The 22,912-nt window shown below is 71.3% G+C and carries 23 protein-coding genes and 4 pseudogenes; 17 read left to right on the top strand and 10 right to left on the bottom strand.

Annotated features, from left to right (window positions below; translation table 11 throughout):
• Nucleotides 1–420: 420 nt before the first annotated feature.
• Nucleotides 421–983 (bottom strand): annotated as a pseudogene (locus P1P70_RS18160) (NAD(P)/FAD-dependent oxidoreductase); the annotation flags it as partial.
• Between the two features lie 25 nt (nt 984–1,008).
• A complete protein-coding gene (locus P1P70_RS18155) occupies nt 1,009–1,422 on the bottom strand; it encodes an arsenate reductase ArsC (RefSeq protein ID WP_189150973.1) in 414 nt (137 codons plus the stop codon).
• Between the two features lie 92 nt (nt 1,423–1,514).
• On the opposite strand from P1P70_RS18155, the gene P1P70_RS18150 reads away from it, so the two are divergent.
• From P1P70_RS18150 to P1P70_RS18140, 4 genes and pseudogenes are all read left to right on the top strand, one after another.
• The gene (locus P1P70_RS18150) at nt 1,515–1,823 is read left to right on the top strand and encodes a metalloregulator ArsR/SmtB family transcription factor (RefSeq protein WP_319238671.1); all 309 of its coding nucleotides are present in this window, start codon (nt 1,515–1,517) and stop codon (nt 1,821–1,823) included.
• Nucleotides 1,820–2,926, top strand: a complete 1,107-nt coding sequence (gene arsB, locus P1P70_RS18145) for an ACR3 family arsenite efflux transporter (protein ID WP_319238669.1) — start codon at nt 1,820–1,822, stop codon at nt 2,924–2,926. Before P1P70_RS18150 ends, arsB begins: the two co-directional genes overlap by 4 nt.
• Nucleotides 2,926–3,135 (top strand): DUF2180 family protein, encoded by a 210-nt coding sequence (locus tag P1P70_RS45805; RefSeq protein WP_413471488.1) that lies wholly within the window; start codon nt 2,926–2,928, stop codon nt 3,133–3,135. Before arsB ends, P1P70_RS45805 begins: the two co-directional genes overlap by 1 nt.
• Nucleotides 3,132–4,186 (top strand): annotated as a pseudogene (locus tag P1P70_RS18140) (ArsO family NAD(P)H-dependent flavin-containing monooxygenase). The gene P1P70_RS45805 and the pseudogene P1P70_RS18140 overlap by 4 nt, the downstream one beginning before the upstream one ends.
• Nucleotides 4,187–4,303: 117 nt before the next feature.
• Here P1P70_RS18140 and P1P70_RS18135 read toward each other — a convergent pair.
• Nucleotides 4,304–4,672 carry an ArsR/SmtB family transcription factor gene (locus tag P1P70_RS18135; RefSeq protein WP_060887031.1) on the bottom strand — a complete coding sequence of 123 codons (369 nt, stop codon included), beginning with the start codon at nt 4,670–4,672 and terminating at the stop codon, nt 4,304–4,306.
• 282 nt (nt 4,673–4,954) lie between these two features.
• Here P1P70_RS18135 and P1P70_RS18130 point away from each other — a divergent pair, with 282 nt between their 5' ends.
• The 7 genes and pseudogenes from P1P70_RS18130 (at nt 4,955) to P1P70_RS18095 (ending at nt 9,900) form a co-directional block, all read left to right on the top strand.
• Nucleotides 4,955–6,334 (top strand): NAD(P)-binding domain-containing protein, encoded by a 1,380-nt coding sequence (locus tag P1P70_RS18130; RefSeq protein WP_319238667.1) that lies wholly within the window; start codon nt 4,955–4,957, stop codon nt 6,332–6,334.
• Between the two features lie 28 nt (nt 6,335–6,362).
• Entirely contained in the window at nt 6,363–6,842 is a 480-nt protein-coding gene (locus P1P70_RS18125; RefSeq protein ID WP_319238664.1) for an ArsI/CadI family heavy metal resistance metalloenzyme, read from the top strand.
• 90 nt (nt 6,843–6,932) lie between these two features.
• Complete coding sequence (locus P1P70_RS18120; RefSeq protein WP_319238661.1) at nt 6,933–7,181, top strand: hypothetical protein; 249 nt, start codon at nt 6,933–6,935, stop codon at nt 7,179–7,181.
• A gap of 113 nt (nt 7,182–7,294) precedes the next feature.
• Nucleotides 7,295–8,026, top strand: coding sequence for a flavodoxin family protein (locus P1P70_RS18115; protein WP_319238658.1), 732 nt, complete (start codon nt 7,295–7,297; stop codon nt 8,024–8,026).
• 358 nt (nt 8,027–8,384) lie between these two features.
• On the top strand, nt 8,385–8,543 hold the full coding sequence (locus P1P70_RS18110) for a hypothetical protein (RefSeq protein ID WP_319238676.1): 159 nt from the start codon (nt 8,385–8,387) through the stop codon (nt 8,541–8,543).
• Nucleotides 8,544–8,983: 440 nt separating this feature from the next.
• Nucleotides 8,984–9,265: pseudogene (locus P1P70_RS18100) on the top strand (SpoIIE family protein phosphatase); the annotation flags it as partial.
• Nucleotides 9,266–9,363: 98 nt separating this feature from the next.
• Complete coding sequence (locus tag P1P70_RS18095; protein ID WP_319238655.1) at nt 9,364–9,900, top strand: MarR family transcriptional regulator; 537 nt, start codon at nt 9,364–9,366, stop codon at nt 9,898–9,900.
• A gap of 478 nt (nt 9,901–10,378) precedes the next feature.
• Here the strand turns inward: P1P70_RS18095 and P1P70_RS18090 are convergent, their stop codons facing one another.
• A complete protein-coding gene (locus P1P70_RS18090) occupies nt 10,379–11,140 on the bottom strand; it encodes a DUF4142 domain-containing protein (protein ID WP_319238652.1) in 762 nt (253 codons plus the stop codon).
• A gap of 271 nt (nt 11,141–11,411) precedes the next feature.
• On the opposite strand from P1P70_RS18090, the pseudogene P1P70_RS18085 reads away from it, so the two are divergent.
• Nucleotides 11,412–11,720, top strand: a pseudogene (locus P1P70_RS18085) (site-specific integrase); the annotation flags it as partial.
• Between the two features lie 239 nt (nt 11,721–11,959).
• On the opposite strand, the gene P1P70_RS18080 reads toward P1P70_RS18085, so the two are convergent.
• Nucleotides 11,960–13,306, bottom strand: coding sequence for a hypothetical protein (locus tag P1P70_RS18080; RefSeq protein ID WP_319238650.1), 1,347 nt, complete (start codon nt 13,304–13,306; stop codon nt 11,960–11,962).
• 115 nt (nt 13,307–13,421) lie between these two features.
• Between P1P70_RS18080 and P1P70_RS18075 the strand changes: the two genes are divergently transcribed.
• A complete protein-coding gene (locus P1P70_RS18075; protein WP_319238648.1) occupies nt 13,422–14,729 on the top strand; it encodes a molybdopterin-dependent oxidoreductase in 1,308 nt (435 codons plus the stop codon).
• Between the two features lie 331 nt (nt 14,730–15,060).
• Here P1P70_RS18075 and P1P70_RS18070 read toward each other — a convergent pair whose 3' ends face one another.
• From P1P70_RS18070 to P1P70_RS18060, 3 genes are all read right to left on the bottom strand, one after another.
• Nucleotides 15,061–15,876, bottom strand: a complete 816-nt coding sequence (locus P1P70_RS18070) for a class I SAM-dependent methyltransferase (protein WP_319238645.1) — start codon at nt 15,874–15,876, stop codon at nt 15,061–15,063.
• A gap of 86 nt (nt 15,877–15,962) precedes the next feature.
• Complete coding sequence (locus tag P1P70_RS18065; protein ID WP_319238643.1) at nt 15,963–16,580, bottom strand: DUF2064 domain-containing protein; 618 nt, start codon at nt 16,578–16,580, stop codon at nt 15,963–15,965.
• Complete coding sequence (locus tag P1P70_RS18060; RefSeq protein WP_413471487.1) at nt 16,577–17,326, bottom strand: glycosyltransferase family 2 protein; 750 nt, start codon at nt 17,324–17,326, stop codon at nt 16,577–16,579. The genes P1P70_RS18065 and P1P70_RS18060 overlap by 4 nt, the downstream gene beginning before the upstream one ends.
• A 115-nt stretch (nt 17,327–17,441) precedes the next feature.
• Between P1P70_RS18060 and P1P70_RS18055 the strand changes: the two genes are divergently transcribed.
• Together P1P70_RS18055 and P1P70_RS18050 are read left to right on the top strand one after the other, a co-directional pair.
• Nucleotides 17,442–18,269 (top strand): response regulator transcription factor, encoded by an 828-nt coding sequence (locus tag P1P70_RS18055; RefSeq protein ID WP_319238637.1) that lies wholly within the window; start codon nt 17,442–17,444, stop codon nt 18,267–18,269.
• Between the two features lie 2 nt (nt 18,270–18,271).
• Nucleotides 18,272–19,384, top strand: a complete 1,113-nt coding sequence (locus tag P1P70_RS18050) for a HAMP domain-containing sensor histidine kinase (RefSeq protein ID WP_319238634.1) — start codon at nt 18,272–18,274, stop codon at nt 19,382–19,384.
• Nucleotides 19,385–19,456: 72 nt separating this feature from the next.
• On the opposite strand, the gene P1P70_RS18045 is transcribed toward P1P70_RS18050, so the two are convergent.
• Nucleotides 19,457–20,458, bottom strand: coding sequence for an NAD-dependent epimerase/dehydratase family protein (locus tag P1P70_RS18045; protein WP_319238632.1), 1,002 nt, complete (start codon nt 20,456–20,458; stop codon nt 19,457–19,459).
• 187 nt (nt 20,459–20,645) lie between these two features.
• On the opposite strand from P1P70_RS18045, the gene P1P70_RS18040 reads away from it, so the two are divergent.
• Nucleotides 20,646–21,212, top strand: coding sequence for a DM13 domain-containing protein (locus P1P70_RS18040; protein ID WP_319238629.1), 567 nt, complete (start codon nt 20,646–20,648; stop codon nt 21,210–21,212).
• A 68-nt stretch (nt 21,213–21,280) separates the two neighbouring features.
• Here P1P70_RS18040 and P1P70_RS18035 read toward each other — a convergent pair whose 3' ends face one another.
• Nucleotides 21,281–22,363, bottom strand: coding sequence for a hypothetical protein (locus P1P70_RS18035; RefSeq protein WP_319238626.1), 1,083 nt, complete (start codon nt 22,361–22,363; stop codon nt 21,281–21,283).
• Nucleotides 22,364–22,509: 146 nt separating this feature from the next.
• Between P1P70_RS18035 and P1P70_RS18030 the strand changes: the two genes are divergently transcribed.
• Nucleotides 22,510–22,716, top strand: a complete 207-nt coding sequence (locus tag P1P70_RS18030; RefSeq protein WP_319238624.1) for a hypothetical protein — start codon at nt 22,510–22,512, stop codon at nt 22,714–22,716.
• Nucleotides 22,717–22,912 lie beyond the last annotated feature (196 nt).

Here is a 22,912-nt window from a genome sequence, read left to right as displayed (position 1 = left end):
ACCTGCGCCATCTCGCCCCCTCACGCTCCCCGGCCGGGACACCGTGCCGTCCCGAACCCCGCGAAGGACCATACGTACGACAGCCGCACAAACGCCCCCGATCCCGCAGCCACCACCCCGACCAGCGACAACAGGCACACGCGTTCGCACCACCCCGGCGATGCCGACAGCGGTACGGGCGCTCCGCGCCCTGAACCGGATGCGGCGACACTCCGCGTCGCGACACCCGGATGCGATTCCTCCCCCGGCGTGAACCCCGGGGCCTCCTCGCAAGAAACAGGTGAACTGCGAGGGGCCCGTAGGGAAGGGGGGCCGTGCGGGTCGGCCTTCCCAGCCCGGACCGGTGGGCGGTGCGCAGCGGCCCCTCGCAGAGTGCGTTGAGGACAGCGTCCGGTTCCCTGATGGGTGCGGGTGCGGGTGCGGGTGCGCGAAGGCGCGGTCCTGCATGGTCTTGGAGGCGCGGAGGGTGTCGCGGCGGTGGACGACGGTCACGGAGCGGGCGAAGCGGAAGAGGAAGGTGGCCTCCTCCGTCGCCGTGTCGCCGCCGCCGACCACGACGATGTCGTGCTCGCGGAAGAAGAAGCCGTCGCAGGTCGCGCAGTACGACACGCCCCGGCCGGATAGCGCGTCCTCGCCCGGAAGATTGAGCTTGCGGTGCTGGGATCCCGTCGCCACGATGACGGCCTTGGCGCGGTGGACCGTGCCCGCGCTGTCGGTGACGGTCTTGACCGTGCCGGTGAGGTCGACGGCGACGATGCGTCGGGAATGAGCTCGGCACCGAAGCGCTCGGCCTGGGCACGCATGTTGTCCATGAGGTCGGGGCCCATGATGCCGCCCGGGAAGCCGGGGAAGTTCTCCACCTCGGTCGTCTGCACCACCGCGCCGCCGGCCGTGACCGCGCCCTCGAAGACCAGCGGCTTCAGCGAGGCGCGAGCCGTGTAGAGGGCGGCGGTGTATCCGGCGGGCCCGGAGCCGATGACGATGAGTCGCGTATGTCCGTACCCGTGCTCATGCCTGGGGCTCCGGCGCGATCTCCTTGATCAGGCCCTCGATGAGCACCTTGATCTCGTCCCGGATCGGGCGGACCGCCTCGACGCCCTGGCCCGCCGGGTCCTCCAACTGCCAGTCCAGGTACCGCTTGCCGGGGAAAACCGGGCAGGTGTCGCCGCAGCCCATGGTGATGCAGACGTCGGACTCCTTGACGGCGTCCACGGTGAGCATCTTCGGGACCTCGGCGGAGATGTCGATGCCGACCTCGGCCATGGCCTCGACGGCGGCCGGGTTGACGCCCGCGCCCGGGTTGGAGCCGGCGGAGCGGACTTCGACGCGGTCCCCGGCCAGGTGGGTCAGCCACGCGGCGGCCATCTGGGAACGGCCGGCGTTGTGAACGCAGACGAACAGCACGGAGGGCTTGTCGGACATCGGAGGCTCTCTCCTGTCTCACGACGGCATCAGGCGCGGTTGATGTCAGCACCCGGTGGTGTCAGTCACCACTGATGTGACAGTATCAGTACATGATGACGTCAGTCGACACTGACCTGATCCGGGTGCTCGCCGACCCCCTCAGGCTCCAGATCGTGACCCTGCTCGCCCGCGAAACGCTGTGCACCACCCACCTGGTGGAGGAGACAGGTGCCCGCCAGACCAACCTCTCCAACCACCTGAGAGTGCTGCGCGAGGCCGGGGTCGTGGAGACCGAGCCGTGCGGCCGGTACACGTACTACAAGCTGCTCCCGGACGTCATCGCCAAGCTCGCCGGACAGTTCGCCGACCTGGCCGAGTCCGCCCGTGACGCGAACGAGAACAAGCGGGCCTGCCCGTGACCCGCACCGAAACACCCGCGACCGTGGAGGAGTCCTCGGTCGTCGCGAAGCTCTCCACGCTGGACCGCTTCCTCGCGGTGTGGATCCTGATCGCCATGGCCCTCGGCCTCGGCCTCGGCCGCGCCATCCCCGGCCTGAACGACACCCTCGCCAAGGTCGAGATCGGCGGCATCTCCCTGCCGATCGCCGTCGGCCTGCTGATCATGATGTACCCGGTCCTGGCCAAGGTCCGCTACGACAAGCTCGACGCCGTCACCGGCGACAAGCCGCTCATGATCTCCTCGCTGGTCATCAACTGGATCGTCGGCCCGGCGATCATGTTCGCGCTTGCCTGGATCTTCCTGCCGGACCTGCCCGAGTACCGCACCGGCCTGATCATCGTCGGTCTCGCCCGCTGTATCGCCATGGTCATCATCTGGAACGACCTGGCCTGCGGCGACCGTGAGGCGGCAGCCGTCCTGGTGGCCCTCAACTCGGTCTTCCAGGTACTGGCGTTCGGCCTGCTCGGCTGGTTCTACCTAGACCTGCTGCCCGGCTGGCTCGGCCTCGGCGACGGCGAACACCTCGACATCTCCATGTGGAAGATCGCCCTCAACGTCGTCATCTTCCTCGGTGTCCCGCTGCTGGCCGGCTTCCTGACCCGCCGCATCGGCGAGAAGAAACTGGGCCGCGAGAAGTACGAGGCCGACTTCCTTCCCAAGATCGGCCCGTGGGCCCTGTACGGCCTGCTCTTCACGATCGTCATCCTCTTCGCCCTCCAGGGGAAGACGATCACCTCGCAGCCGCTGGACGTGGCCCGCATCGCGCTCCCGCTGCTCGTGTACTTCGCGGTCATGTGGTTCGGCACCTTCGCCCTCGGCAGGGTCATCGGCCTCGCCTACGACCGCACCGCGACCCTCGCCTTCACGGCCGCCGGCAACAACTTCGAACTGGCCATCGCGGTCGCCATCGCCACCTTCGGTGTGACCTCCGGTCAGGCTCTGTCGGGCGTCGTCGGTCCGCTGATCGAGGTGCCGGTCCTGGTGGCGCTGGTGTACGTGTCGCTGGCCTGGCGCAAGAAGTTCGGCTCGTCCGAGCTGGTGACCGTGGGAGCCGCTCGCTGATGCATTGCTTGGATTGCCGTGCGCAGGAAGCGAGCAGGAAGGCCGTAGGTGTCTGCCGCGAGTGCGGCGCCGGCGTCTCCGAGAACCACGCCCGCGTCACCGTCCGAACCGTCCGGGGAGGGTCGACGCTGAGTGCCCCGTACGAGCCTCCGGCCCGTACCGTGCGCTGCTTCACACGCGCGGCCGGCTCGGTGGCGCGGGCGCGATGAGCGAGCAGACGGATGTCGTGGTGATGGGCGGCGGCCAGTCCGGGCTCGCCGCCGGTTACCACCTGCGCCGCCTGGGCGTGGACTTCGTCGTCCTGGACGCCTCGTCCGCGCCGGGCGGGGCCTGGCGGCATGCCTGGGACTCGTTGCGTCTGTTCTCCCCGGCCGCGTACTCCTCCCTTCCGGGACGGCTCATGCCGGTCCAGCAGGGTGCGGAGTACCCGGACGCCGCGCACGTCGTGGCGTACCTGCGCGACTACGAGCGGCGTTACGACCTGCCGGTACGGCGCCCGGTGCGCGTGGCGGGCGTACACCGTGACGGTGCGCTTCTGCGGGTGGAGACCGACGCGGGGGACTGGCGGACCCGTGCCGTGATCGGTGCGACCGGCACCTGGTGGCGGCCCTTCCTCCCGGCCGTGCGGACTTCCGCGGCGAGCAACTGCACACCGTCGAGTACCGCCGACCCCAGGACTTCGCGGGCCGACGTGTCGTGGTGGTCGGTGGTGGCAACTCCGGTGCGCAGATCGCCGCCGACCTGGCGTACGACACCGAGCTGACCTGGGCGACCAAGCGTCCGCCGCGTTTCCTGGCCGACGACATCGACGGGCGGGTGCTGTTCGATGTGGCCACCGCCCGGCGTCGTGCGCTGGACGAAGGCCGCACCGACAGCGGGGGAGTGGCGTCGCTGGGGGACATCGTCGCCGTACCGCCGGTGCGGGAAGCCCGTGACGCGGGACGGCTCAAGGCCGCGCCGATGTTCGCACGCCTCGACCGCGACGGCGTCGTGTGGACCGACGGCACACGGGCGGACGCGGACGCGGTCATCTGGTGCACCGGCTTCCGCCCGGCACTCTCGCACCTGGCGCCCCTGGGCCTGCGCGGCCCGCGCGGCCACATCCCCACCACCGGCACACGGGCCGTGGACGAACCCCGCCTTCACCTCCTCGGCTACGGCGACTGGACCGGCCCGGCCTCCGCCACCCTCATCGGCGTCGGCCGCCCCGCCCGCGACGCGGCCCGCGAGATCGCCGAACTGATCACCGCCAGACGGTGATCGAGGCGGACGGCGAGCCGCACGTCACGACAACTCGCCGATCACCTTGCGTACTTCGGTGGCGACGGACTCCGGCAAGGCGCGTAGTCGGGCGTACCCGACGGTCATACGGGATCCTCAGCCCATGCTGCCGAGGATTCCGCCGAGTGCGGCCACCACCGAGGGCTCGACCTTGTAGTACACCCAGGTACCGCGACGCTCGGAGGTCAGGAGCCCGGCTTCCCTGAGCTTCTTGAGGTGGTGGGAGACCGTCGGCTGGGAGACACCCACGTCGGAGATGTCGCAGACACACGCCTCGCCGCCCTCGTGCGAGGCGACCAGGGAGAAGAGGCGCAAACGGACCGGGTCGCCGAGCGCCTTGAACATCCGGGCGGTCCGCTCGGCCTCCTCGGCGGTGAAGGGGCGCTCGGTCAGCGGCGGGCAGCAGGGAGCCACGGCCTCCGGGGCCGCGGGCTCCAGCAGGGGCAGTGCCTTGATGTTCGACATGCATCTATGTTGACACATGTCGAACTAATGACCCAGAGCTTCGAAGGGCGGCGATCAGCCGGTCGCCGCCTTCCAGGGTGAGGGTGAAGCCGCCGTTGTCCGCGCGGACTTCTCGTACGCGGACCCTCGTGCGGACCTCGGCGTCCAAGTGGTCGGCGTAGCGCGGCAGAGTAGATCCGGATCCCCCTTGGTTTCGATGAGTGTCTATGTTGACGCTTATCGAATCAGGTGGCATGCTGGCCGTGCAAGAGATCGACGGATGTCAAAGTAAAGGGGAATCTCGTGGCTGCGCCCATCAACAGCGTGCCTACCACCGACCAGCTGCCCGTCGTGGTCATCGGTGCCGGCCCCGTCGGCCTGGCCGCCGCCGCCCGCCTCGTCGAGCGCGGCATCGAACCCCTCGTCCTGGAAGCCGGACCGGCCGCGGGCAGCGCCGTACGCGACTGGTCGCACGTCCGGCTGTTCTCGACCTGGGGCGAGGTCGTCGACCCGGCCGCCGAGAAGCTGCTGGCCCCGACCGGCTGGGTCCGTCCCGACGCCGCCGTCTACCCCACCGGCGGTGACTGGGCCGAGCAGTACCTCCAGCCGCTCGCCGACGTCCTGGGCGACCAGGTCCGCTACGGCACCACGGTCACCGGCGTCGCACGCGCGGGCCGGGACCGCATCGTCGACTCCGGCCGCGAGGAGCAGCCCTTCACCGTCCACGTCCAGCTCGCCGACGGCAGCGAGGAGCGGATCACCGCCCGCGCCGTCATCGACGCCTCCGGCACCTGGTCGACGCCCAGCCCGATGGGCGCCGACGGCCTGCCCGCCCTCGGCGAGAAGACCGCCGCCGACCGCATCTCCTACCGTGTCCCCGACCTGGGCGACCCGGCCGTACGCGCCCGGTACGCGGGCAAGCGCACCGCCGTGATCGGCTCCGGTGCCTCCGCCTTCACCGCCCTCGCGCTGCTCGCCGAGCTGGCCAAGGAGGAGGACGGGACCCATGCGGTGTGGATCCTGCGACGTGGCATCGGCGCGAACACCTACGGCGGCGGCGAGGCCGACGAGCTTCCCGCCCGAGGCGCGCTGGGCCTGCGCGCCAAGGCCGCCGTCGAGGCCGGCCACGCGAGCGCGGCCACGGGATTCCGTACACAGGCTGTGGAACGTGACGGTGACCGGCTCGTCCTGGTCGCGGAGGACGGCCGCCGCCTGAACCCGGTCGACGAGGTCATCGTCCTGACCGGCCTGCGCCCCGACCTGTCGTTCCTCTCCGAACTCCGCCTCGGTCTCGACGAGCGCCTCCAGGCCCCGGCCGCCCTCGCCCCCCTGATCGACCCCAACGTCCACTCCTGCGGCACGGTCTACCCGCACGGCGTGAACGAGCTTTCCCACCCGGAGCAGGGCGTCTACCTGGTCGGTATGAAGTCCTACGGCCGGGCCCCGACGTTCCTCGCGATGACCGGCTACGAGCAGGTCCGCTCCGTCGCCGCCGCGATCGCCGGCGACCGCGAGGCCGCCGAGCGCGTCGAACTCACCCTTCCGGAGACGGGTGTGTGCGGCGGCGCGGGCCTCTTCGACGAGCCGGACAACGCCGAACAGTCCGGCGGCGGATGCTGCGCCGCCCCCTCCACCCTCCAGATCGGCATCGGCGCCCCGGCCACCACCTCCGGCGGCTGCTGAACACCCCATCCATGCAAGGAGGTTCGCCATGACATCCCGCGTACAGCTCGCCCTCCGCGTCCCCGACCTCGCCGCATCCGTGGCCTTCTACTCGAAGCTCTTCGGGACCGAGCCCGCCAAACTCCGTGACGGCTACGCCAACTTCGCCATCGCCGAGCCGCCGCTGAAGCTCGTCCTGATCGAGGGCATGGCGGGTGAGGCGACCCGCATGGACCACCTCGGCGTCGAGGTCGGGACGACCGAGGCCGTCCATGCCGCCACCACCCGACTGGGCGAGGCCGGCCTGGCCACCGACGTGGAGAACGACACCACCTGTTGCTACGCCCTTCAGGACAAGGTCTGGGTCCAGGGCCCCGGCCAGGAACCCTGGGAGGTGTACGTAGTCAAGGCCGACGCCGACTCCCTGGCCAAGCAGCAGGGCAGCACCTGCTGCACCGGCCGGGCCGAAAACGGGGCCGAGTCCGACACCGGCGCGAAGGAACCGGTCGCTGCGGGCGGCTGCTGCTGATGCCGATGAGCGACCTTGACACCAGCGAGGCGTGATAGGGGCGGGGGACCGGTTCGGTAGTGCAGCGGGGAGCCGACGATCGCGCCGAGGATGACCATCAGCCAGTTCACGACTGTCCCCGTCTCCGGCTGCGTGCGGAAGCGCAGCGAGGCGGGTGAGCGCGGAGGGCGGGCGCAGATCGCTGTGATGGCGGTCAGCGGGGTCGCGACCGCGTACAGCAGGCAGCCGGGGCGGCCGTGGTCGAGGAAGCGCTGGGTGCCGGGGGCGGTGGTGGAGAAGGCCGCGTATCCGCCAGGACACCGGCGCCCGGAAGCGGTCTCACCAGGGGACGAACCGTGAGGTCAGCACTGGCGCCGCGCCACGGGACCACGCCCGTACGTCATGACTCCGTAAGGCATGCGAGGGTGCGTCGGACCGGGACAAACCGGGAGTCGTGCGAGACGCTGCCCCTCATGTCGACATCACCGTCCAGCGACACTCTGTACCGCTTCGACGACCTGACCGCCCTCTACGTCAACTGCACGCTGAAGCCGTCTCCGCAGATCAGTCACACCCAGGGTTTGATCGACAAGAGCGCGGCGATCATGATGTCGTGCGGCGTCACCACATCAGAGATCCGCGCCGTCGACCACGACATCGCGCCCGGCGTCTACCCGGACATGACCGAGCACGGCTTCGCCACGGACGAGTGGCCCGCGCTGTACGAGCAGGTCATGGTCGCGGACATCCTGGTCATCGCCGGCCCGATCTGGCTGGGCGACAACAGCTCGGTGACGAAGAAGGTGATCGAGCGTCTCTACGCCTGCTCCTCGCTGCTCAACTCCCAGGGCCAGTACGCCTACTACGGCCGGGTCGGCGGCTGTCTGATCACCGGGAACGAGGACGGCGTGAAGCACTGCGCGATGAATGTGCTCTACAGCCTGCAGCACCTCGGCTACACCATCCCGCCCCAGGCGGACGCCGGCTGGATCGGCGTGGCCGGCCCGGGGCCGTCGTACCTCGACCCGGGCTCAGGCGGCCCTGAGAACGACTTCACCAACCGCAACACCGCCTTCATGACGTGGAACCTCATGCACGTCGCGGCCCTACTCAAGCGCTCCGGAGGCATCCCCGCCTACGGCAACCAGCGCTCGCAGTGGGACGCCGGGTGCCGCCCAGGCGCGGACAACCCCGAGCACCGCTGACCGATCCCGGACCGGAGGTCTTCGGCAGGCGTGAGGGCTTCGCCATCCCCCGCGCGCCCCGGACAGCCCTCGCGCCACCGCCGCGCCGATGCCGGAAGAGGCTCCGGTCGCCAGGGCCACGCCCGGGAGGGAGCCGTCCGCCCGGCAGTATCGACGGACGCTCTATAAGCGCCGGACGGGTACTTGACGACGTGCCAGGAGTCCACGGTTTCCCTATGGCGCGCCGAAAGCCATCCCCGCTCTGGTCCACGTCGTCACCGGTTACCGCACCGGCCGCGACGGACGCCTCGCCCTCACCAATGACATCGGCATCGCCACGCCTCCCTCAGCCAAGTCCCAGGGGGTCATCGATCTGGCGGTGACCGAGGACGAGAGGTTCCTGTACGTGCAGAACGCGGCCTCCGGCACAGTTGACGGCTTCCGTATCGGCCGGAACGGCTCGCTCACCAAGGTCACCACCGCCACCGGGCTGCCCGCCTTCGCCGAGTCCGGCATGGAGGGCATCGCCGCGGTGTAGGGGAAAGCAGCCACCGCGGTGGGTGGCGCCCCCGGGACGACTCCGGGGGCGCCACCGGCCGACCGGACCGCGCGGTGGTCGACGGCCGGGCCGCCCCGCCGTCGCCGGCGCGCGGTGGCTTTCGCCTCGGGCGACGCACCTCTGGCGGTACCCGATCGAGGCGTCGAGACGTACGAACGGGATGGTGCGTCCGGCCTTGAGGAATGCGGCCTCGCTTCCGTCGGAGGGCAGCCCCATGAACGCGCACAGGCGGCGAACCGTCCGCGGATGCCGCCGGGAGCAATCCGCCATGATCTCCGCCCCGGCCTCCGGTGGGAGGAAGTGCGCGGTGACGGCGTGGTGGCGGTTGCCGAACTGGATGACCGTGTGCGGCCGTCGGCGGAGGTTCCGGTACCAGTCCGATGTGGGGCCGAACCCGGCCGCGATGGTCCAGCTGCCGTGTGGGGTTGGGCGTGCCGGCCGATGCAGGGCCGCCGCCCTACCGGGTGGGGTTCGCGCCGGGCGAGCAGTCACTGCTGTACACCGACGGTGTCACCGAGGCGCGGGACGAGGACGGGCACTTCTGTCCGCTCGCCGAACGGGCCGCTCTGCTCAAGGATTCCGACGCGCACGCGGCGCTCGACGCGCTGCGCCGCGATGTGCGAGGCCACGCCGAGGGACCGCCCCACGACGCCGCCGCGATGCTGCTGCTCCGCTGTCGCGGAAACGAGAGCGGCCGGTGAAGGCGGGCACTGTGGTGAACCATGGAGGGGTCATGAGAGTGGAAAATCTGTTCCTATGGGTTGAGGGGGCGGTGCTCGTGGCGCTGTAGAAAGGTGGCATGGTGCAACGTGAGGCCCCGGCCGGGGGCATGGACGATGTCGACGTGGTGACCCGTGCGGTGCTCACCGCGTCGAGACTCTTGGTCGCCGTCTCCGCCCGGTCGCTGGCCGAGGTGGAGGAGCGGGTGACGCTGCCTCAGTTCCGCATGCTCGTGGTGCTGTCCACGCACGGGGCCACCAAGCTGGTCACCCTCGCCGATGTCCTGCAGGTCGCGCCGTCCACCGCCATGCGCATGGTCGACCGGCTCATCGCGGCCGGGCTCGCCGACCGGCAGACCAATCCCGGCAACCGCCGCGAGACCGTGCTCCAGCTCACGGAGGAGGGCCGACGCACCGTCGAGGACGTCACCGGCCGCCGCAGGACGGAGATCGCCGGGATCGTCGAGCGCCTGTCGCCGGATCAGCGGGCGGCTCTCGTGGACGCCCTCACCGCCTTCAATGAGGCGGGCGGCGAACCGCTTGCCCCGGCGGCGGGGGACGACACGGAGCCGTACCCCCTGGGCTGGGTGGACTCCGTGGTGCCCAGGGGTGCCTGAGCGCGCCCACGGTTCGGCCCCGGGCTCAACGGCCTGTTCCGGGGTCCTCCTTTGTGTGGGGGCCGGCGGAGTGCGTCGGTCTGACGCCGTGGTGGCTGCTCGCTGAGGGGATCCTCGTCGGTGTCCTGGCGGCGGCCGCCATCATCGGAGTCGGGACCGCCGGGGTCTGGGCCGGGCATCCCGCGCTGGCGGCCGGAGAGGGCGGACTGGTGATCGCCACCGCGCTCGCCGTCTACCTTCTGATCACCGGCGCGGGTCGCGCGCTCGTCGGCATCGCCGCCACGCTCGCACTGTGCCTGGCGCCGCTCACGCCCCAGGCGGCCGGCTGGCTGGTGCTGGCTCAGCGGGGTGAGGTGCGGCCGGTGGTGGTGACCCTGGTCGAGGGCGGGCCCGGAACCGGTATCGAGGACGGACGGTACCTGTGCCGTTCGGTCGTCAGGCGCGGGGCCGAGCCGACCCGGCACGGTGTGTTCCGGTGTCACTCCTCGCCGGTGGAGGCCGACGCCGAAGGGCTGGGGGGAGCGGTCGGTGCGGCGGTGTTGACGTCCAGGTCCGGACGCGGGGTCAGGACGACCATGGGGGCGCCCGGCTGGGGCACGGGCGGGGTGGCCTGGTCCTTGGGCAGTTTCGGGGGGTTGGTCTGTTGGTAGTTGACGTTCTCGTGGTTGACCAGGCCGGTCTTCTCCAGCACGGTGATGTGGTCGAGGACGGTGTCGTTGGCGAGGTCGGCCAGCTGGCGCACCAGGGTGTTGCGGGTGCTGGCGCGGATCTTGGCGATGGCCGGGAAGATCTGGCCGTGCGTGACGCGCATGATCTGCACGGCGGTGGAGTCGAACTCCTTGCCCTGGGCCGCGTCCACGGTGGCCACGAACTGCTGCTGCTGGGGACTCGCCTGGTTGTTGAGCGTGATGCCCAGTTCCGGGGCGATCCTGCGGCACATCTCGTCGAGGCCGGCGTGCCCGACGACCAGATGCTCGCCGGCCTCCTTCATCTCCGGTGTCGTACCGCGTTCCATGGCCATCTCTCCCAGCGGGTACTCCCACAGCCCCGCCGAACGCACCTTGATCACGAAGTCCCGGTCGGCCTCCGTCACCGGACCGAACGGCGTGTTGGCGATGATGCGCTCGGTCGAGGTGGCCGTCTTCTCGACCCCCAGGATGGCGGGGTAGGCGAGCGCGACGACGGTCATCAGCAGGCCGCCGCTCATGAAGATGGCTCCTGCGGTACGAGGGATGCGCATGGTTCCTCCTGGCGTGCGTGCTCTGGCCCGGGTCGGGGCGCGAGCGCGGGCATCCGCCGGGGAGCGGATTCGGTTGCCAGGAGGTACGGACGTGGGCCACGGATGAATCATTGCGCTGAGCAAAAATTGCATGGGGGTGATGTGATGTGCATCACATGTGGATGAAGATTGAGCAGTCACGGGGGTCTGGCCGTCCGCACGCTCGCAAGGACTCCGAGCGATCAGGAGCGAGGGGCTCCCACGCCTGTTCCGCCCGGCGTTCCGGAAGGTAAAGGGCGCCCCCTTCCGTCGCTCGATCTTCGGCCGCAAGCAGCGCAAGGCGAGGACCAAGGTCGGCATGCCGGAGAACTTCCGCTTCCACGACCTACGCCACACCGGCAACACCCTGGCTGCCGACACGGGTGCCAAGCTGAAGGACCTCATGGTCCGCGCCGGCCAGTCCTCGGAGCGCGCCCAGCTGATCCACCAGCACTCGACGGCGAAGCACCAGCGGAAGCTGGCGCAGAGCATCGACGTGGAGGTGCGGCAGCAGCTACGCAAGACGGATGCAGTACTACCTCGACGGACCACGCAGGCGTGACAGGGGGACTTGGCCCACGGTTCCTCAGTCGGGCGGCATGGCCCGTGGGAAAGGAGGCTGGACCAGCCCGCCAAGTTGGTGCAGTGCACTGCTTCGTCCGCTCGGCGAGAGGCGGTCTGGGGGTGAGCCGCGCTCATCCGCGGGCACGACACATGCCCCTAGACGGAACGCCGACTCCACATCGATGAACCGCCTGTAGCCAACAGCAGTCACCCATCACGTTCGTTTCGGCCTCCGGGTCACCAGCCTGTCAGCAACAGATGGTTGAGAAGGAGGGCAAGGACCGCCTGCAAGGTCAGCCAGGCGCGTGGTCGGTCCAGGAACGCGCCGGCGGAGAGCAGCCAGAGCGCGAACGGCAGCCAGATCCGTTCCGTTTCCGCCTTGCTCATCCCGGACAGGTCGGCGGCGAGCAGCATCGTCAGGGCTGCGCAGAGCAGGAGTCCCAGTCTGCGCTCGGCGACGGGCGTCGCGTGCCATCGGGCGAGGCGGGCGCCCGCCCTGCGCAGCCCCGCCACCGTGGCCGGTCCCACGACGAGGACCGTGCAGGCGAGGTTGGCGAACAGCCAGTAGCCGTACGGGCGGAAGCCGCCGGCGCCCTGGTAGTAGCGCTCGACGAGCAGGTGATACGCCTCCCACCAGTTGAAGCCTGCCACGGTGAAGGCCACCGGGACGACGAGGAGGCCGACGACCGCGTAGAGGAGGACCGGTAGCCGTCGGGAGCCGAGCAGCAGGACGGTGGTGGCCATCGCGGCGAAGAGGGTGAGGCCGTACGACAGGTAGACGGTGAGGCCGAAGAGGAGTCCGGCGGCGAGCGCGGTGGCCGCCGGGCGGTGTCCCGTCACCGCAAGAGTGAGGAAGGCCGTGGCCCAGGCGGCGACCGCCGCGAAGTACCCGTCCGCCGATGTCCCCATCCAGACCGCCGCAGGGGCGAGGACCAGGAAAGGGGCCGCGCGGCGGGCCAGGGCCTCGCTCGCCAGCGTCCGTATGGTGACGAGGACGGCGACCGCGGCGCTCGCCCCGACCGCGATGACGAAGACACCCGCCCACCCCCCGCCTCCCAGACCGATCCGGTCGAGGAGGACGAAGGTGAGGGTGGCGCCCGGCGGGTGGCCGGCGATGTGCGGGGGCCAGTGGTCGGGGGAGCCGAGCAGGATGTGGTCGGTGAAGTTCCGCAGGGCGGCGGGGATGTCGTCGAAGCGGTCGATGACCTGGAGGTACTCGTACCTGGTGGTCAGCCGGCGGGCGATGCCGCGGTGCCAGCCGTCGACCAGGGCGAGGGAGAAGGTCCATGCCAGGGCGGTGGCCCACGCGCTCCAGAGCAGTGACCGCCAGGGCAGTCTGGCGGCCAGTGGGGGACCGTATGCCACGACGGCGGCGGCGACGATGATCGCGGCGGGGGTGCCGGGGCCGACGTGGGGCAGCCAGTTGGCGTACAGGGGTGGCCAGCCGACGTGCAGAACGTCGTCGGCGCGCTTGATGGCGACACCGACCAACGCGGTCACCACCACGAGCAGTGCGGCGGCCGAGACGGCGTAGAGGTCGCGGCGGAGATCGCGGCGCGGATCGCGGCGAAGATCACGGTTCACGCTCGGAGACGTTAGGCCGGGCGGTGGCCCGTGGACTCCCGACAGGCGCGGACGTCAGCCTTTCGTCATGAGTCGCGCACCCTCCGACCGGGTGCTCCGGGCCTAGCGTCGGGGCATGGCACGGTCTCCCTCCTCTCCCGCCTTCTGGCGCAGCCCGCTGCGCGGCCCCTGGTTCACCTCCGTCCTCGGCGTCGTGCTGCTCGCCGGTGTCACGGTGCTGTTCGTGACGGGCCTGCTGTCGTACGCCGCCTACAACCCGAACCTGTCACCGGTGAACGACAAGACCGGGGACAAGGGGATCCTCGGCTTCTACCTCTTCGCCTGGCCGACGAATCCGCACTGGCTGTACCGGCTCACCCAGGGCGTTCACGTCACGCTCGGGATCGCCCTGGTCCCCGTGGTGCTCGCCAAGCTGTGGTCGGTGGTGCCGAGGTTGTTCCAGCTGCCCCCGGCGCGCTCGCTCACCCACGCCCTGGAGCGGATCTCGCTGCTCCTGCTGGTCGGCGGGGTGCTGTTCGAGTTCGTGACGGGTCTGCTGAACATCCAGCTCGACTACGTGTTCCCCGGCTCCTTCTACCCGCTCCACTTCTACGGGGCATGGGTGTTCTTCGCGGCGTTCGGGGTCCATGTGGTGCTGAGGGCGCCGACGGCCCTCCGCAACCTGCGCCGGATGCGGGGGAGCGGAGAGGGACGGGCCGTGGACGCGGAAGCAGGCTCGCGGCCGGCACCCGGGGGAGCCGTTCCGCCGCCGGTGTCCGCTGAGGAACCCTCGCTCGTTGCGCCCGACCCCGCCGAGCCCACCGTGTCGCGGCGCGGTGCCGTGTGGTTGGTCGGGGGCGGCTCGCTGTTGCTCCTCGCCACGAGCGCGGGGCAGAACTTCGACGGGCCGTTGCGGCGTACGGCCCTGCTCGCTCCGCACGGTGGTGCCGAGCCGGGCAGCGGACCCGGCGGCTTCCAGATCAACAAGACGGCCGCGTCCCGGGGGATCGACCCGGCCGAGACGAGCGAGGACGCGTGGCGGCTGACCGTCACCGGGCCGTCGGGGGCCGTTCGGCTGAGCCGGGCCCAACTGCTGGAACTGCCGCTGCACAGCGCGGCGCTGCCGATCGCCTGCGTCGAGGGCTGGTCCACCTCCGACCAGTGGTGGCGGGGCGTGCGGCTGCGTGACCTCGCCGCGCTCGTCGGGTACGAGCCGGGGGCGGCGCCCGACGTCCTGGTGGAATCCCTGCAGCGGCGCGGCGCCTTCCGCCGGGCCGCGCTGCGCGACAACCAGGTACGCGACGCGCGTTCCCTGCTTGCCCTGGACGTCAACGGCGAGCCCCTGACCCCCGACCACGGCCACCCGGCGCGGATCATCGTGCCCGCCGCGCCCGGAGTCCTCAACACCAAGTGGGTGGCCCGGATGACGTTCGGAGACCTGTGATGAGAGCGCGTGGGGCGAAGAGGCTTCGCGCCCTGGTCGGTAGTCCGTTCCAACTGCTGCTCCTGGCCTGCTCGTTCGCGCTGGCCGGGTACGCGGGTGTGCGGCTGCTCTCCGACGACTGGTTCGCGGTCGCGCTGTGGTTCGTGGGCGCGGCGGTGGTGCACGACCTCGTGCTGTTGCCGCTGTACGCGACCGCCGACCGCGTGCTCGTCCGGGCGTCGGGCGAGGTCGGCCACCGGGAACTGGTGGCGTACGTCCGCGTGCCCGCTGTCCTGTCCGGGCTGCTGCTGTTGGTGTGGTTCCCGCTGATCAGCGGCCGGGTGGCGGACCGTTACGAGTCCGCCACCGGCCTGTCCGCGCACGGCTTCGCCGCCCGCTGGTGGCTGATCACAGCCGTGCTGTTCGGCGGTTCGGCGCTGCTGCTCGCCCTGCGGGTGCGGCGGCGGGCGCGGCTGCGCAGGGCGACGAAGGAGCGCCCGCCCGCCGTCCACTGATCGACCGCGCGCCAGCCGAGCCGACGGGCGTGCCGCAACAGCGCCGGAGTACCGAGCCGGGCCCAGGGGAACACGCCCTCGTCCGCGCCTGCGGCCTCGGCGCCGCTCACGAGGCGGACCTCGACACGCTCGTCCACGTCCACAGGGACCGTCTCGGCGATCAGGAGGCCGCCGGGACACAGCAGTTCGTTCACGCGGGACAGGAGGGAGTGGGGGTCGCCGCCGATGCCGAGGTTGCCGTCGAGGAGCAGGACACTGTTCCAGCGGCCCTCTCCGGGCAGCGGTTCGAACACGGAGCGCCGCAGCGCCTGGCCGCCGAGCCGCAGGGTGTGGGCGACGGCGGCCCGGCTGACGTCGATGCCGAGCACCGGCCGCCCCCGGGCGGCGAGTTCCGCGACCAGCCGCCCCGGCCCGCACCCCACGTCGAGGACGGCGCCCTCGCACCTCCCCAGGGCCTCCAGATCGACGGCGTCGGCACGGGCACACCAGCGCTCCACCTCCAGCGGCAGCAACCAGCCGTCGCCGCGGCGCAGATAGAGCGGCCCGCGGCCGGTGCGCAGGGCGTCGGCGTACGGATCACCGGACCAGGTTCGCCGCACGGGACTGCGCCGCGTGTCGCTCGTCGGCCGGTCCTCTGCCACAGGCCCGTTCATCGGCCGGCTTCCTGTACTGGACCGTCCATCGGCAGGCCCCTCTCCCCGTGCGCACCTCACCGGCGCGGTCCTCTCTCCCGTGCCGCTCATCGGCCACTGACCGCTCGCAGCCGGGCCAGTTCCGCCGCGAACCGGGTGCGGGGCGCGAGCGCGGCTACGGCCTCGGCGTCGGCGGCGGTGTCGACGTCCCTCAGACGCGGCAGGTCGCGGACCCGCAGCCCGGCGGCCACCAGCCGGGCGCGCTGGACGGCTCCGGTGACGGGCCTCGACATGGGCACCCCGCGCAGCAGCGCCGGGTTCGGCTCGGCGAGTCCCAGGGCCCAGAACCCGCCGTCCTCGGCCGGACCGAAGCACGCGTCGCACCCGGTGAGGTCCACGGTCAGTAGCTCGGGGGTCACCTGTGGGGTGTCCATGCCGATGAGCAGGGCCGGTCCGTCGCATCCGGCGAAGGCGGCGGCCAGCCGTTCGTCGAGTCCGCCCGCGCACTGCGGTACGACGTCGAAGCCAGGCGGCAGCCAGGGACCGGGCCGGCCGTCCAGCACCAGGACGCGCCGAAGGGCGGGCGTCGCGGCCACGGTCCGCAGGGTGTCGGCGAGGGCCGCTTCGGCGAGCGCCGCTGCCCCTGCCGGGGTGAAGGGCGGGGTGAGCCGGGTTTTCACCCGGCCCGGCCGCGGCTCCTTGGCGATGACGAGCAGCGTGGTCATCGACGTACCCCTCCCGCCGTGTCGTCCTGCCGTACGGCTGGTTCGTGCAGGACGCGGCTCATGTCCCGCACCGCCTGCCAGGTGCCCCGCCAGGTGCCGGTGACCTTGGAGGCGCCGGTGCGCGGCCGGTACGGCACGTCGTGCTCGGTGACGCGCCAGCCCGCGTCGGCCGCGCGCACCACCATCTGCAACGGATATCCGCTGCGGCGGTCGGTCAGCCCGAGGGCGAGCAGCGGTTCACGGCGGGCGGCGCGCAGCGGGCCGAGGTCGTGCAGGCGCAGGCCGGTGCGGCGGCGCAGCATGCGGGCGAGCGCGAGATTGCCGGCCCTGGCGTGCGCGGGCCATGCGCCCCACCCCTGTGGGCGACGCCTGCCGAGCACCAGATCGCTGCGCCCGTCCGCCACTTCGCCGACGAAGGGGACGAGGAGCGAGGGATCGAGTGAGGCGTCGCAGTCGCAGAAGCACACGAAGTCGGCCGTGGCGGCGGTCAGTCCCGCGTGGCAGGCGGCGCCGAAGCCGCGGCGCGTTTCGTGGACCACGGTCGCGCCCAGTGCGCGGGCGATGTCGGGCGAGCCGTCGGTGGAGCCGTTGTCCACGACCAGGGCGCGCCAGCCGGCCGGGATACGGGCGAGTACCCAGGGCAGGGCGTCGGCCTCGTTCAGGCAGGGGAGCACGACGTCGACGGAGGGGCGGGGACGCACCGCATCGACGTCCGATGGTGGAGGAGAGGTCGTCACGGCTTTCACCCTACGAGGATGAAGTTCGCAAATCGGTCAGAGTGTCCTTACGGAACGCGGACGTCAGGAGCTGGGGTGTCCGCCGAGCGGCACGGGGGCCGGGCTGGGTGCGACGCTGGGCCGCATGGAACAGCAGCCACACGAGCCGGGGCGACGGACGGCGGCGCGCGTCCTGGTGGTCGACGACGACCCCACGGTCGCCGAGGTCGTCGCCGGATACCTCGACCGCGCCGGACACGCCGTCGACCGCGCGGGGGACGGACCGACCGCACTGGCCCGCGCCGCCGAGCACTGGCCGGACCTGGTCGTGCTGGACCTGATGCTGCCCGGCATGGACGGCCTGGAGGTGTGCCGCCGCCTGCGGGCACAGGCTCCGGTCCCGGTCGTCATGCTCACCGCGCGCGGTGACGAGGACGACCGCATCCTGGGCCTGGAGGTGGGCGCCGACGACTACGTGACCAAGCCCTTCAGCCCCCGCGAACTGGTCCTGCGCGTCGAGTCCGTACTACGCCGAGCCCGGCCCGCGTCCGGAGCGGCCCGTCTTGGCCCGCTGTGCTCGGCGGGCCTGACCGTGGACCCGGCCGCTCGTCGCGCCACCAAGGACGGCGTCGAACTCGCCCTGACCCTGCGAGAGTTCGACCTGCTCGCCTTCTTCCTGCGCAACCCCGGCCGTGCCCACAGCCGTGAGGACCTGATGCGTGAGGTGTGGGGCTGGGACTTCGGTGACCTGTCCACGGTCACCGTCCACGTCCGCCGACTGCGCGGCAAGGTCGAGGACGACCCGGCGAACCCGCGGCTTGTCCAGACGGTCTGGGGAGTCGGCTACCGCTTCGACACCGCGGCCACCTCGACCGACGGTGCTCCCGCCGGACTACCAGCAGCCGGCACCCCTACCCGAACCCCGGTCGTCGCGGACGAACCGCCCGCCCACCACCGGAACGGGGAGGCGTGAACATGCGTGACACCCTGCTCATCGCCCTGTTCGCGTTCCTCGGCGCCGTCGCGGCCGGACTGCTGGGCGCGGTCGCACTGTGGCTGCTGCGACGCCGCTCGCTCATCGCGTCACTCACCGTGGTGGCCGCCGTCGCGGTGACCGCGATGCTCGCCGGCACCCTGGCGGTGGCGTGGGCGATGTTCCTCTCCTCGCATGACCTGTGGGTCGTCACCACGGTCGTGGCGATGGCGGCGGTCGTTTCGCTGGCCACCGCGCTGCTGCTCGGCCGCTGGGTCGTCGCCCGCAGCCGCGCCCTGCAGCTCGCCGCCCGCTCCTTCGGCGACGGCGGCTCGTTCACCGCGCCCGTCGGCCCTGCCACCGCGGAACTCGCCTTGCTGAGCGCTGAGTTGGCGGCGACGAGCGCGAAGCTCACCGAGTCCCGACAGCGGGAGCGCGCCTTGGAATCCTCGCGGCGCGAACTCGTCGCCTGGATCTCCCACGACCTGCGCACCCCGCTCGCCGGACTGCGCGCGATGGCCGAGGCCCTGGAGGACGGCGTCGCCGCCGACCCCGCCCGCTACCTCACCCAGATCCGCACCGAGGTCGAGCGCCTCAACGGCATGGTCGGCGATCTCTTCGAGCTCTCCCGCATCCACGCCGGAGCCCTCGCCCTCACCCCGGCCCGGGTGTCCGTCTACGACCTGGTCGGCGACGCCCTCGCCGGTGTGTACCCCCTGGCTCACGAACACGGGGTGCGGCTCGTCGGCGACCGCGTCGAGCCCCTGCCCGTGGAGGTGGACGGCAGGGAGATGAGCCGGGTGCTCGGCAACCTCCTGGTCAACGCGATCCGCCGGACCCCCGCCGACGGCACCGTCATGGTGGCCGCCGAACGTTCCCCCGAGGGCGTGTTGCTCTCCGTCTCGGACGGCTGCGGAGGCATCCCCGAGGAGGACCTGCCCCGCGTCTTCGACACCGGCTGGCGCGGAACCCACGCCCGTACGCCCCCCGCGGGCGCCGGGCTCGGCCTCGCCATCGTCCGAGGCATCGTCGAGGCCCACCAGGGTCGCACCACGGTCCGCAACATCCCCGGCGGCTGCCGGTTCGAGGTGGTGCTGCCCGCGGCCGCTTCCTGAACACGGGCAGCACCACCGGTACTTGGGGCTACGTGACTTGGTGCCCTGTGGGCTGACGCGGTTCGCGCCGGCCTACGAGCCCCGCATCCCGGCACGCGCGAACTCCCGCATGCCCTCCGTGAACCCGACCTCCGGCTTCCACCCCAGCTCCGAGCGCAGCCGCGACGAGTCCGCCGTGATGTGCCGTACGTCCCCGAGCCGGTACTCCCCGGTCACTACGGGCTCCGGACCGCCGTACGCGTCGGCCAGCGCCGCCGCCATCTCCCCGACCGTGTGCGGCTCACCGCTGCCGGTGTTGTACGCCGTGAGCGTCCCGGCCCGCACATCGGCCTCCAGAGCCATGACGTTGGCACCGGCCACGTCCCGTACGTGGACGAAGTCCCGCCGCTGCCGACCGTCCTCGAACACCCGGGGCGCCCGGCCGTGCGCCAGCGCCGAGCGGAAGAAGGAGGCCACCCCGGCATAGGGGGTGTCGCGGGGCATCCGGGGCCCGTAGACGTTGTGGTAGCGCAACGACACCGCCGACCCGCCCGTCGTCCGCGCCCACGCAGCCGCCAGATGCTCCTGGGCGAGCTTGGTCGTGGCGTACACATTGCGCGGGTCGACCGGCGCGTCCTCCCCCACCAGCCCCGGCGCCAACGCGTCCCCGCACACCGGACACTGCGGCTCGAAGCGGGACGCGGCGAGATCGTCGTGCGCGCGGGGCCCGGGCCGCACCACGCCGTGCCGCCGGCACTCGTACCGACCCTCCCCATACACGACCATCGACCCCGCCAGAACCAGCCGCCGCACCCCCGCATCCGCCATGGCGGCCAACAGCACCGCCGTACCCAGGTCGTTGCGGGAGACGTACTCCGGCGCGTCGGCGAAGCCGGTACCCAGACCCACCATCGCCGCCTGATGGCACACGGCGTCCACCCCGTCCAACGCCCGGTCGACCGCCTGCCGGTCCCGTACGTCAGAGCCCGCGTCCACGGCCACGTCGAACACGACGGGCTCGTGCCCGCCCTCCGTCAGCACATCCACGACATGGGACCCGATGAATCCGGCACCGCCGGTGACCAGTACACGCATACGGCCACGCTAGGGCGCACCGGCCGGACCTCCCGCGCCCACGCCCGCCACGTCACGCTTCCGTAAGAGTGTGCGAGGCCGAGCCGGACGTAAGGATTTCGTCATCGGCCGTCCCCACCCGAAGGGTCGTCCCTCGCGTTGAATGGACGGGGGCGACACAGGCTCACGGAACGGGAAGAGGGACGACATGGGGCGTGGGCGGTTGGGGCCTTTGGCCGTAGGGGTGTTGGTGGCTGTGGTCGCGGGGGTGGGCGTGGGCCTGTACTGGTTCCAGCCGTGGAAGCTCTGGCAGGACGAGACGGTGACGGAGTCCCTGCCCGCCGTCGCGGAGCCCACCGGAACCCCGGCTGCGACCCCTGACACGGCGTCGTCACCCTCCCCGTCTGCACCGGTCTCCGGACCCGTGACGCTGGCGAGTGGCGATCTGATCAGCCACGAGCACACGACCTCGGGCAGCGTGAAGCTCGTTCGGCTGGCCGACGGCGCGCATGTGGTCCGGCTGGAGAACCTCGACACCAGCAACGGCCCCGATCTGCGCGTGTGGCTGACCGACGCACCGGTGAAGGAGGGGCAGGCCGGCTGGCACGTCTTCGACGATGGCGCACACGTCAGCCTCGGCAAGCTCAAGGGCAACAAGGGCAGCCAGAATTACGCCGTGCCCGAGAACGTCGACCTGTCCCGCTACAGCAGTGTCAGCATCTGGTGCGACCGCTTCGACGTCTCCTTCGGCGCCGCCGAACTGGCCGACGCCTGACGGTTCCCACTCATCGCACAACGCCTGGCACGGGAGTGCCATGGGAGAAACCGGGTGAGACCGGTCGGTCAGCGGCGGGTCAGCACTGCCACCTCCCAGCCGAAGCCCACCACCAGCCGGCCATCCGGTGTGACCGCCACCGCGCCTACCTGCGAGGGGAACACCAACTCCGGTCCGACCAGCCGGCCGGCCGCCAGGTCCCAGACCCGCACCGTTTTGTCGGAGCTGCCGGTGACGGCGACAGGGAGGCCGTCCACCACGCCCGTCGCCACCGCCCACACCGACTCGGTGTGGGCGGTGAGCGGCTTGCCGATGGGTCGGCCCGTGGCCAGGTCCCACACGCGCACCGTCGTGTCCAGGCTGCCGGTGACGGCGACGGGACGTCCGTCCACCACCCCTGTCGCCACCACGCGAGCCGGCTCAGTGTGACCGGTGAACGGCTCACCGACCGGACTGCCCGTGGCCAGGTCCCACACCTGTACCGGCTTCTCCCCGTCGGCGACGGCCACGACCGGGTGGCCGTCCACCACGCCCGTCGCTACCGTCCATGCCGCCTCGATGTGACCTGCGAGGGACTCGTCGACAGGCTGGTCGGCGGGGGCATAGCCGACGGTGACGACGGGCCGGCCCTCCACCACCACCGTCCTGGCCACCCCGCGTGTCCCGCTGGTGTGGTCGGCAAGGGGTTCGCCGACCTGCCGTCCGTCAGCCAGATCCCACACGCGCACCGTCTCGTCCCAGCCAGTGGTGACGGCGACGTCCCGGCCTTCCATCGCCCCCAACGACACTGATTCCACGGTGTCCGTGTGGCCGGGGAAGGTGTCCCGGTAGGTAAGGACTATCTCGCTGCTGGTCGCCCACTCCACCGTCCACAGCGCGTCGGGTTCCCCCTCCACCGCTACGGAGCTGATCCGCGCCGCCAGCTCCCGTTCTCCGAACCGAGCGGCATCCAGCGCGAGCAACTGCCGCCGCACACCCGGCGTCACGGCCCGGTACGGATATTCCGACGTCCGGTACATTGCCCGCAGCCGCCGCACCGTGGGGCTCGATGCGGGGTTCGCCTCCAAAACGCCCAGAACCTCACCCGGATCGGCGTTCACCAGGAATCCCGGGTCCACCCCGACTTCGTCACCACTCAGATCATCAGACATGCCCACATCCAAGCAGTGCGGTTACAACACGGGCACCGCCCTCCGGTGACCACTGGTTCGTCAGCGGCGGACGGCCACCATCCGAGCGCGTGCCATGCCTGCCCCACCCGAGCACGCCTCGCCAACTCAGCGCTCACCCGCAGCTGGTGTCGTCTGCCAAGACCCGGCAGGTGCGCAGGATGGCGGGCAGGTTGGCGGTGGTCACCGTGCCGGCCGCCAGGGCGGCCAGCATCTTCTCGGAGGAAGTTGGCGATGGCGTCGACGGCAACGAAGCAGAAGTCGACGGGTCGGCCGATCCCAATCGACTGCTGACGGTCGCGGATGTGGCTGGATACTTGGGTCTAGCTGGGTAGACGCTCCGACGGCCCGCCTACGGGTACCGGGCCGTCGTGGTCGTCGTTCGAGATCGATGGGCGCCACCGCTGTCAGGGGCCACCATTACTAGTAGATCGTCGCGGCTTAATTTCGCTGTGCGGTTGGGTAGAGGTGGCGTAGTTTCACGCGTGCGTCGTCGGTGGTGAAGTGCCAGTCGACTTGGCGCTGGTTGCG

Origin of the sequence: Streptomyces sp. MB09-02B (assembly GCF_033794485.1) — a bacterium.
Classification (GTDB): Bacteria; Actinomycetota; Actinomycetes; order Streptomycetales; family Streptomycetaceae; genus Streptomyces.
Note: the sequence above shows the minus strand (reverse complement) of the source record. Positions and strands in the feature narration are given on the sequence as shown.

Excerpts from the sequence above, each read along its gene's own strand:
- P1P70_RS18155 (WP_189150973.1), bottom strand. The coding sequence starts at position 1,422 with ATGTCCGACAAGCCCTCCGTGCTGTTCGTCTGCGTTCACAACGCCGGC.
- P1P70_RS18150 (WP_319238671.1), top strand. The coding sequence starts at position 1,515 with ATGATGACGTCAGTCGACACTGACCTGATCCGGGTGCTCGCCGACCCC.
- P1P70_RS45805 (WP_413471488.1), top strand. The coding sequence starts at position 2,926 with ATGCATTGCTTGGATTGCCGTGCGCAGGAAGCGAGCAGGAAGGCCGTA.
- P1P70_RS18135 (WP_060887031.1), bottom strand. The coding sequence starts at position 4,672 with ATGTCGAACATCAAGGCACTGCCCCTGCTGGAGCCCGCGGCCCCGGAG.
- P1P70_RS18125 (WP_319238664.1), top strand. The coding sequence starts at position 6,363 with ATGACATCCCGCGTACAGCTCGCCCTCCGCGTCCCCGACCTCGCCGCA.
- P1P70_RS18120 (WP_319238661.1), top strand. The coding sequence starts at position 6,933 with ATGACCATCAGCCAGTTCACGACTGTCCCCGTCTCCGGCTGCGTGCGG.
- P1P70_RS18115 (WP_319238658.1), top strand. The coding sequence starts at position 7,295 with ATGTCGACATCACCGTCCAGCGACACTCTGTACCGCTTCGACGACCTG.
- P1P70_RS18095 (WP_319238655.1), top strand. The coding sequence starts at position 9,364 with ATGGTGCAACGTGAGGCCCCGGCCGGGGGCATGGACGATGTCGACGTG.
- P1P70_RS18090 (WP_319238652.1), bottom strand. The coding sequence starts at position 11,140 with ATGCGCATCCCTCGTACCGCAGGAGCCATCTTCATGAGCGGCGGCCTG.
- P1P70_RS18075 (WP_319238648.1), top strand. The coding sequence starts at position 13,422 with ATGGCACGGTCTCCCTCCTCTCCCGCCTTCTGGCGCAGCCCGCTGCGC.
- P1P70_RS18070 (WP_319238645.1), bottom strand. The coding sequence starts at position 15,876 with ATGAACGGGCCTGTGGCAGAGGACCGGCCGACGAGCGACACGCGGCGC.
- P1P70_RS18065 (WP_319238643.1), bottom strand. The coding sequence starts at position 16,580 with ATGACCACGCTGCTCGTCATCGCCAAGGAGCCGCGGCCGGGCCGGGTG.
- P1P70_RS18055 (WP_319238637.1), top strand. The coding sequence starts at position 17,442 with ATGGAACAGCAGCCACACGAGCCGGGGCGACGGACGGCGGCGCGCGTC.
- P1P70_RS18050 (WP_319238634.1), top strand. The coding sequence starts at position 18,272 with ATGCGTGACACCCTGCTCATCGCCCTGTTCGCGTTCCTCGGCGCCGTC.
- P1P70_RS18045 (WP_319238632.1), bottom strand. The coding sequence starts at position 20,458 with ATGCGTGTACTGGTCACCGGCGGTGCCGGATTCATCGGGTCCCATGTC.
- P1P70_RS18040 (WP_319238629.1), top strand. The coding sequence starts at position 20,646 with ATGGGGCGTGGGCGGTTGGGGCCTTTGGCCGTAGGGGTGTTGGTGGCT.
- P1P70_RS18035 (WP_319238626.1), bottom strand. The coding sequence starts at position 22,363 with ATGTCTGATGATCTGAGTGGTGACGAAGTCGGGGTGGACCCGGGATTC.